Genomic DNA, 1,021 nt, shown 5'->3' with positions numbered 1-1,021 from the left:
ATTTGGGGCTTGAATCATGGGTTTCTTCACTGAAATGTTCGCCCGGCCGCGGCCGCAGGAGCATCTGAGATACCGCTCGGCGCTCGCGCTGCTTCATTCGATGAGCAATGCCGACCGCGCCGACATCGGTATCAAGCCGGCCGACTTCCCCCGCATCGCCCGCGAAATGTCCATTCGCTAGGTACTTCCGGAGATGTCCCGGATCGATCCGGGACATCTCCAAAAAACTCAATTCCCTAGCGCGTTCCCAGGAATGTCGCCTTGCCCAACGGCACGCCATTGTGGCGAAGAATGTCGTAGGCCGTGGTGAGGTGGAAATAGAAGTTGGGCATAGCCACATGCAGCAGATACTGCAGGCCGGGCATCGAACTTTCCCGTCCGCCAAGCTTCAGCTCGATGATCTTGTCGTCGGAGCCGTCGAACTCGGCAGCCGAAAATGTCGCCAGAAGGTCGAGCGTCTTCGTGATGCGAGCCTGGACATCGGCAAAACTCGCCTCGTTGTCCTCATATTTCGGCACTTCGCGGCCGGCGAGCCGTGACGGCGCGCCCTTGGCATGATCGGTGGCGATCTGCACCTGCCTCGTCAAGGCGAACATGTCTGGCGCCAACCGCGACGTCAGAAACACCTGCGGATCGATCTTGCGGTCAAGCGCACTCTGTTCGGCGGTCGCCAGCACATTGGAAAGCGCTTTCAGCCTGGCCGAAAACACCGGCACGGACGCCTCATACATCGATATCGTCACGTCAAATCTCCTGTCCGGCCGAACGCCGGCGGACGCGACGTAGCGCCTTCGCGCGCGATTCTTCAAGTCCGTCGAGCCTGCGTCACCACGTTGCCGCAATCGCCGTCGTAGAATCCTCTATCGAGCGGAGGTTCCCGATGAGACGCGCCCTTTTCGCAGCGACTGCCTTTCTCTCCCTGGCACCGATCGGCCAGACGGTATTGGCTGCCGACGATGCCGCCGAAGCGCCATATATCGATGATCGGTCGAGCGCCGACGCGGTTGTCCGTTCGCTGTAC

2 protein-coding genes are annotated in these 1,021 nt (G+C 60.5%); one reads left to right on the top strand and one right to left on the bottom strand.

Annotated elements, in window-relative coordinates:
• Positions 1-16 precede the first annotated feature (16 nt).
• Positions 17-181: a hypothetical protein gene (locus tag EOD15_RS34735; protein ID WP_023810361.1), complete on the top strand. Its 165-nt coding sequence runs from the start codon at positions 17-19 to the stop codon at positions 179-181.
• Positions 182-236: 55 nt separating this feature from the next.
• Here the strand turns inward: EOD15_RS34735 and EOD15_RS34730 are convergent, their stop codons facing one another.
• Entirely contained in the window at positions 237-743 is a 507-nt protein-coding gene (locus EOD15_RS34730) for a DUF1993 family protein (RefSeq protein WP_127321614.1), read from the bottom strand.
• Positions 744-1,021 lie beyond the last annotated feature (278 nt).

Origin of the sequence: Mesorhizobium sp. M7A.T.Ca.US.000.02.2.1, from assembly GCF_003996995.1 — a bacterium.
Taxonomy (GTDB): Bacteria; Pseudomonadota; Alphaproteobacteria; order Rhizobiales; family Rhizobiaceae; genus Mesorhizobium.
The sequence above is the reverse complement of the archived record's forward strand: the minus strand, read 5'-3'. Positions and strand labels throughout refer to the sequence as shown.